Below are 7,152 nucleotides of genomic sequence, written 5' to 3'. Positions count from 1 at the left end.
GGATGGACTCCGAGCTGATCGGCGATCCGCTTGATCGCACCTCTCGACGAATCGAGATCTCGTCGCGCTTCACATGCTGTTGTGCGCTCTTTGCTCGGTGCATAGGACTTCTGCTTGTAGTAACGCTTTCCGTGCACGCGTTGCATTGACCACATGGCAGCGGGGATAGCGCCTCGCGGGTGCAACCAGAACTTTTCCGACACAGCGTCAGTAGGGGCCGCTCTCTGCAGGTCGACATCGGCGAGCGCGAAACCGGGACCTTCCCACGCGTCACGTCGCGCCTGGATGCGACCATCTGCAGTGCAGATCATTGCTCCCCCCTCAAGGTGTCCCCTGTAGCGCAGAGGAAGCCATGGGATGCGGCAATGCAACGTTCCGGTGTGTGCTGCGTGGATCACAGGTGCTCCGACCAATCGAGCCATCGCGGGCGCGATTCCCGTGGCAGTGGCTGAATTCGAATTCTCAAGCTGCTCAAAGATCTTTTTCGGGTGCCACGACGGACTACTCCACCACGCCGACCCGCCAACTATCACATCGACTCGACCGCGTAGTCTCCTCGCTGTCTGTGAACGCATGAACTCCCAGCACACGGCAGCTCCTGCGGCTCGGCCATCGCCGAGGTCGATGACGCCCTCATCGTCACCGCCGATGTAGTAGCAGTTCTCCCACATCGTGGGTAGGTCTTTATCGTGACGCCCAAGAATTTCACCAGACGGGGACACAAGAAAATACGCGTTCCGCGTGTGTCCGTCAGCGTCACGGCATAGGAACGATCCTCCAATCGTGATGTGGTTCCGTTTGGCCAGAGTCATCATCATCTCGACCGCCACGCCATCGGGTGGCAACGCGGCAGAAGCGAGCGCGTCGTCGAAAGCCATACCCGTGGAGAAGAATTCGGGCAGCATCACCCATTCGGCGCCGGCTGCGACAGCGTCGATCACCAACCGCTCACATCGGGCGAGGTTTTCGGAGATATTGGCGACTACTGCCTCAAGTTGGACCGCTGCGACCTTCATTCACACACCCTTTCTGGCTGCACAAACACGCATCCGCCGGACGCGTAGCGAGTAGAAGCTGCTTTGGACGCGTCAGCTTCGTTTCTTGGGGTAGTCTTCGGCGGACGCCGCTGCGGGCGTTGTCCTCGCCGTCAGCTCTGAGAAGCGACTTCTTCAGACAGACTAGGCGATCGCTCCGCGGGCGGTTTCCCCCAGCGGCACGCTTCTGACGACATCAATACGAGGTTGAGCTGAGAGAAGGACGCTAAGTCGATCGTTGAGTTCGGCGAAGATTGGGCCGGTTGAGTGCGCTTTGAGGGCAGATCCAGAGGCCCAGCGCTCCACGATGATCAGGACTTGTCCGTCGCTGTGCACCGCGTAGAGTTCGCAGCCGTGCTCCGCATGCACATGTGGCACGTGCTCTTTCAGTGCTTCGACGACCTCGTCATGTGCACCGAACTTCGGTTCGAGCCTGGCAATCACGATTGGCACTTTAGGGGTCTCCTTGCTGAGTCTTGGAAATACTAGGGTGGGCGGGGATGGGTGGGGTGAGTAGTCAATCTGAATGCGCCGGATCACCGGCCGACGAACCTCGGCGAGGTGCGTTCGAGGAAGGCGCGGAGTCCCGCCGCGTAGTCGTGGGTACGGCTCGCCGCGTCTTGCGCGAGTGCCTCGCGCCCGATCGACACCTCGACGGTATCGCCGTCGACGACACCGTCGACGAGGTCCAGCGAGGCAGCGAAGGCAAGAGTTGGGCCTTCGGCCAGGGTCGCGGCGATCTCGCGAGCTGCGCCCGCAACGTCTCCGTCGACGCTACGGGCGACGAGCCCCCGGTCGGCGAGCTCCTGACCACTCAGGGCTCGTCCCGTCAGGATCATGTCCTTCGTGACGGCCTCGCCGAGGCGTTCGGTCACGACCGCATGGAAACCGCAGTCCGCAACGGCGCCGAGCTGGGCAAACGGCGAGGCTATCCGCGCGTCGGAGGCCACGATCGTCAGGTCGGCGAGCAGCGCCAGTCCCACGCCGGCACCCAGGCATTGACCCTGGACGGCCGCGACCGTGGGCACAGGTAGAGCTCGCCAAGCGAGTAGCACGCGGTTGATCAACGTCACCGACGCCAAGATGTCCTCGTCAGGTCGCATGCCCTTTAGGTTTCGGCCAGTGCAGAACGACCGTCCCTCGCCGCGCAGGAGAACCGCGCGGGCGCCTCTCGGTAGTACATCTTCCATCAGCGTTTCTAGGTGCTCGAAGTCCTCAAGATCGAGGGAATTCATGCGCTCGTCGTAGTCGATGACTATCTCGAGCATCGCGTTGCCGCGCATCAAACGGATCGCGTCTGGGGTGGGCACTTACGGTGGCCGGACACGGTGTCGATAGTTAAAATCCACTGAGTTCCCATTACGTTCTCACCCGGTTGTTGCAAGGCGCCGTCGGACGCGCTCGACAGGTAGACGCTCAGTTCGCCCACCGCCTCCGCGGCGGTCCCGACCGATCCTTCTGTCACATTCTCTGCCATACGATCTCGCACGGCCGCCTAGACCCGTGTCAACGGCCAGTTTGATGTCCCCGCTGGTGGCCAGGTAAAAGTTCCCACCCTGTGCGGGATGTTTTAGGTGGGTGGCACCTCCGTTCGGTGTGTCATGCGGTAGGAGTCGCCGTCGGTGATGACGATGGTGGCGTGGTGCAGTAGTCGGTCGAGGATGCTGGCGGCGGTGGTGTGTTCGGGCAGGAATCGTCTCCATTGTTCGAAGGGCCAGTGGCTGGCGATCGCGAGAGAGCGGCGTTCGTAGGCGCCGGCGACGAGCCTGAACAGCAGTTGGGTGCCGGTGTCGTCGAGCGGGGCGAATCCGATCTCGTCGAGGATGAGCAGATCTTGGCGCAGCAGGGTGTCGATGGTTTTGCCGACGGTGTTGTCGGCCAGCCCGCGATACAGGGTCTCCACGAAGTCGGCGGCGGTGAAGTACCGCACTTTGTGTCCGGCGTGCACTGCGGCGATCCCCAGCCCGATCAGGGTGTGACTCTTGCCAGTCCCGGCTGGGCCGATCAAGGCCAGGTTGTGTTGGGCCCGAAACCATTCCAGCGAGGACAGGTATTCGAAGGTGTTGGCCGGGATGGACGATGCGGCCACGCCGAACGATTCCAGGGTTTTGGTGACCGGAAACCCGGCAGCTTTGAGCCGGTTGCGGATGTTGGAGGCATCACGAGCGGCGATCTCGGCTTCCACCAGGGTCCGCAGTACTTCTTCGGGCGTCCACCGCTGAGTTTTCGCAGTGAGCAGGACTTCGGGGGCGCTACGACGGATCGAGGCCAGTTTCAATCGGCGTAGCGCCAGGTCAAGGTCGGCCGGTAGCGGCGGCACTGTCTGAGGTGCAACAGGTTTCGACGTTGTGGTCATGACACCTCCTTGTCGCCGGCGCCGAGCTTGTAGGCATCCAGCGAGCGGGTGGGCGCGGTAGGCAGATGCCCGAGCAGTGCTGTGCCGGCCGGTCGCGGGTTGGGGGTGCCGGCTCCGGCATCGAGGATCGAACGCACATCGGCGGCCTTGAACCGTCGGAACGCCACCGCCCTGGTCAGAGCGTTGAGCACCTGTTCGTGGCCGTGGGTTCGTCGAAGTGTGACCTGTTTCTCTTCTCTTCGCTAAAGAGATTCGCTGCGTTTGATACACACGTGTCCCGGTCGCGTGGGAGATTTACTCCTGCCTAGAACCTTGTCGACCTTGCGCGGATCGACTCTTACGATTGAAAGCGAGTTACCTTTGATGGATGATCGGCAGCGGGTGAGCCGTCGGCGGTTTCTCTCTGCAGCGGGCGCGGTGACCGCAGCAGCCGGTTCGGCAGTCACTTTCGGTGACGGCGTCTCGTCAGCGGTTACACCCACGTCGCCGACGACGCCCGGTAAGCCGCCGGATTTTCGACCCGACGGCTTGTCGGTCACTGATCTCGCGCGGGCACTCGAGCGAGGCGAGACCACCTCGGTCGATCTTGTTCAAGCCTATCGCGCGCGAATCGCCGCCTACGACCAGCGCGGTCCCAGAATCAATGCGATCATCACCGACAATGCGAACGCTGTGGACACCGCCGCGCGGCTCGATCAGGAACGGCGCGTTGGCCGCGTGAGAGGTCCGCTGCACGGTATTCCGATCGTCGTCAAGGACAACTTCGACACCGCAGACCTTCCGACGTCAGCCGGATCCCGACTACTCGCCGGTAGTGTCCCGGCGTCCGATGCAACCGTGGTGGCGCAATTGCGTGCTGCCGGGGCCATCGTCCTGTCGAAGACAAACATGAGTGAGTGGGCGATTTTCATCTCCACAGACAGCTCTCGCCTGGGCCAGACCCGCAACCCTCACTCCCTCACCCATAACCCCGGGGGATCCAGCGGCGGTACGGGCGCTGCCGTCGCCGCCGACTTCGGAGCTGTCGGACTGGGATCGGATACTTCCGGATCGATCCGAATTCCGTCCGCGCACAACAGTTTGTACGGTTTGCGCCCAACCAAGGGGCTCGCATCCATTGGTGGTGTCATACCGTTGGCGTCCACCCAGGACACCGTTGGGCCGATAGGTCGGAGCGTCGCAGACCTGGCGATGGTTCTCGACGTCATCGCAGGGCGCAGCGATCCACGCGACGCGACCACAGCTCGGGCGGTCGGACAGCGCCCTCCGAGCTATTATGCTGCGTTGTCCGCGCAGGCGTTGCGAGGCGCCCGGATCGGCGTGGCTCGCTCGATGTTCACCGGCCCGACGGGCCCGGGCGGTGACCCCGGTGTGTTGGCAGTGATGCAATCGGTTCTGGCCCGCCTTCGCGACAGCGGTGTCGTTCTGGTGGAGATTCCTGAACTGGACGAGACTGAGGCACTCGCTGCCGATGTCGTGTTGTACGAGGCCTGCGAGGACATCGACAACTACCTCAGGCATCTACCAGGACGACCGGTCGCCGGCATCGACGCCGTGATCGCATCCAATACGTCGGTCGCATACGCGCAATCGCGTTTGCTGGCGTCACGTGCAACCGGCGGTCGCAGGAATCCGCTCTACGGTGTCGCCCTGGCCCAACGCACAGCCCTAAAGAACAGGATCACCGGGCTGATGGATCGCCACGGCGTTGCCGCGTTGGTTCATCCCACCACGCAAATTCAGCCTCCACTAATCCCCGACGAGCGGGTCGACGCAGCGATCACCGCAGACATCGCGCCGTGCGCTGGATTGCCGGCGCTGTCGGTGCCCGGAGGCCTATCCCCGCAGGGACTCCCGGTTGGCTTTGATCTGTTGGGGCGACCGTTCGCTGAAAGCACACTACTCAACCTCGCTCACTCCTTCGAACGAGATCACAACCCGCGCGTGACACCCCGCCACACACCCCCCCTCTGAACCCCTCGACGACTGGTTCGAGTACATCGGGCCGCCGCTCAGAGGTGCCAACTCGCAACCATGAGAGTCATAGCGCTAGCCCAGAAGCCGTTCACCGTGACGGCAGCGGTGAGATAGCTCCGGAGTCGTCGCGGGGTGCGATCAACCGGATCGCCGATCGCCTCGGAGTGCACCCCGAGGCGTTACGCAACTGGGTTCGTCAAGCAGAGATCGACGGCGGGTTTCGTGTGGGTACTACGACCGGCGATGCCGATCGGATCGCGCAGCAGGAGCGGGAGAACCGTGAACTGCGACGAGCTAGCACGATCGTGAAGCAGGCATCGGCTTTGTTTGGGCGGAGATCGTCGCCGCTTCCCGTGACGAACACGGAGTCGATCCGATCTGTGCGGCCCTGAGAGAAACGGCCGCCCAGATCGCTCCGTCCACGCCGCATCACATTCTCCTGCAGCGACTTCCCATACCGACGCACACCCCCGGTCCAACGGCCATAGCCGGAGGCCTAGTGCCGGTACATACCCAGGACCTGCGGGACCGGTTGGAATCGAGACCAACTACCAGATCGTTGTCACACGGTGCGACCAGCCCGCCCCCTACCGGGACCTCATCACCGGCGAAACCGGCATCAGCGACGACTACCGCGACAGCGCCGTCTCAGCCAGCCGCGCCATGAAAGGACAGGCCATCGCACAGAACCGAGACGATCTGCGAGCACGCCTCGCCACCACCGATCCCGCCAGCACCACCGAGGGAGTTGAGCTGCAACCGGAGCTTGCTGCCAAGGCCGTCGTGTCCGCAATGGTGCACTGGCCCACCGAGGTTCCCCGCGAGCTGTCCGCCCAGCTCGCCGCCATGATCGAGCGGAACGTCGCATACCGAGACGCATTCCTGCGCACCGCCGCCCACAACGCATCGGCCGCCGCCACCGTGTTCATCGAACTCGCCCGACCGTTGCGTGGCCGCGACCGCGCAAACGCGCTCACCCTCGCCGCCGCCTGCTACTACCTCGGCTCCGATGGCGTCATGGTCGGGGTGATCTTCGACCACATCGCCGAAGACACCGAGCTGCCCAGCCTGGCCTAGCTGCGATCAGTCGATCCGGGCCGGGGTGAGCCCGGACACGCTCAGTGAAATCATGCCGACCGCTGAAACGGCCGACGAGCTGTTCGACGGGCACTTCCCCATCCCTGAGGACTTCGCCTAAACCGGCAGGTGGCAGCGCATCGCGCCACCACAGGTCAACCCGCGGAGCCTCAGCGCCAGAACGGCCCTCGACAACCGCCCGCACCTCAGACGCCAACGGCACCCACAGCTCAGCCACAGCGCGCTCGACAGAAGACATACCCACCACGGTAACGGCCCCCACAGCGGATCGGCTACGCCGAACAACACTGTTGCTGGCCGCGCCGCCGCACGGCCAAACCCGACAACAGGCCGACCCGGAGGGTCGGACCCAATCTGTCCGGCATACGCCGCACAAGCCGGGAGTTTGTTGCCCCCTCCCAGTCTCTTACCTCTGGTCGGCACGGCGACAAGGGCCACGAAAAACTGACCCGCCCTACGGGTTTCAGGCCTACGGCCCGGACAACGTTTTCGCTTCCTCCCTTGCACCAGCCTCCCGACGGCGAAGAACTGGCCGGTGTCAAACAAACCAGCCACCCGCAAGGAGGAACCCCGATGGCCCGCCAGACACGCAACGGCACCCAGCGCGACGTGAATCGCCCCGGGTTTGCTGGAGGCTCGGTTAGTTGGTTCCAGCGTTTGCGGGGACCGGGTTCTCACGGTAGCTGG

Annotated in this window: 7 protein-coding genes and 1 pseudogene; 3 read left to right on the top strand and 5 right to left on the bottom strand. The window is 63.5% G+C overall.

The features are described from left to right. From VX037_RS23580 to VX037_RS23560, 5 genes and pseudogenes are all read right to left on the bottom strand, one after another. Positions 1 to 1,016 (bottom strand): carbon-nitrogen hydrolase family protein (locus VX037_RS23580; protein WP_328716089.1); only part of this gene is annotated, 1,016 nt, incomplete at its 3' end. A 162-nt stretch (positions 1,017 to 1,178) separates the two neighbouring features. After that, positions 1,179 to 1,478: a putative quinol monooxygenase gene (locus tag VX037_RS23575; RefSeq protein WP_328716087.1), complete on the bottom strand. Its 300-nt coding sequence runs from the start codon at positions 1,476 to 1,478 to the stop codon at positions 1,179 to 1,181. 92 nt (positions 1,479 to 1,570) lie between these two features. Continuing rightward, positions 1,571 to 2,302, bottom strand: a complete 732-nt coding sequence (locus tag VX037_RS23570; RefSeq protein ID WP_328716092.1) for an enoyl-CoA hydratase/isomerase family protein — start codon at positions 2,300 to 2,302, stop codon at positions 1,571 to 1,573. 302 nt (positions 2,303 to 2,604) lie between these two features. Next, a complete protein-coding gene (gene istB / locus VX037_RS23565; protein WP_328716085.1) occupies positions 2,605 to 3,390 on the bottom strand; it encodes an IS21-like element helper ATPase IstB in 786 nt (261 codons plus the stop codon). Next, positions 3,387 to 3,608, bottom strand: a pseudogene (locus VX037_RS23560) (IS21 family transposase); the annotation flags it as partial. The pseudogene VX037_RS23560 and the gene istB, both read right to left, overlap by 4 nt. Before the next feature lie 199 nt (positions 3,609 to 3,807). Between VX037_RS23560 and VX037_RS23555 the strand changes: the two are divergent. Genes VX037_RS23555 through VX037_RS23550 form a run of 3 tightly spaced genes read left to right on the top strand, consistent with a single transcriptional unit; the run spans position 3,808 to position 6,444 of the window. Further along, positions 3,808 to 5,364, top strand: a complete 1,557-nt coding sequence (locus tag VX037_RS23555) for an amidase (protein WP_328716083.1) — start codon at positions 3,808 to 3,810, stop codon at positions 5,362 to 5,364. Between the two features lie 44 nt (positions 5,365 to 5,408). Further along, on the top strand, positions 5,409 to 5,759 hold the full coding sequence (locus VX037_RS23790; RefSeq protein WP_442903746.1) for a transposase: 351 nt from the start codon (positions 5,409 to 5,411) through the stop codon (positions 5,757 to 5,759). Next, positions 5,746 to 6,444 (top strand): DUF4192 family protein, encoded by a 699-nt coding sequence (locus VX037_RS23550; RefSeq protein WP_328716091.1) that lies wholly within the window; start codon positions 5,746 to 5,748, stop codon positions 6,442 to 6,444. The genes VX037_RS23790 and VX037_RS23550 overlap by 14 nt, the downstream gene beginning before the upstream one ends. Positions 6,445 to 7,152: the final 708 nt, after the last annotated feature.

The sequence above is a fragment of the Gordonia sp. Z-3 genome (assembly GCF_036233855.1).
GTDB lineage: Bacteria > Actinomycetota > Actinomycetes > Mycobacteriales > Mycobacteriaceae > Gordonia > Gordonia tangerina.
This window is presented reverse-complemented; position numbering and strand designations above follow the sequence as displayed.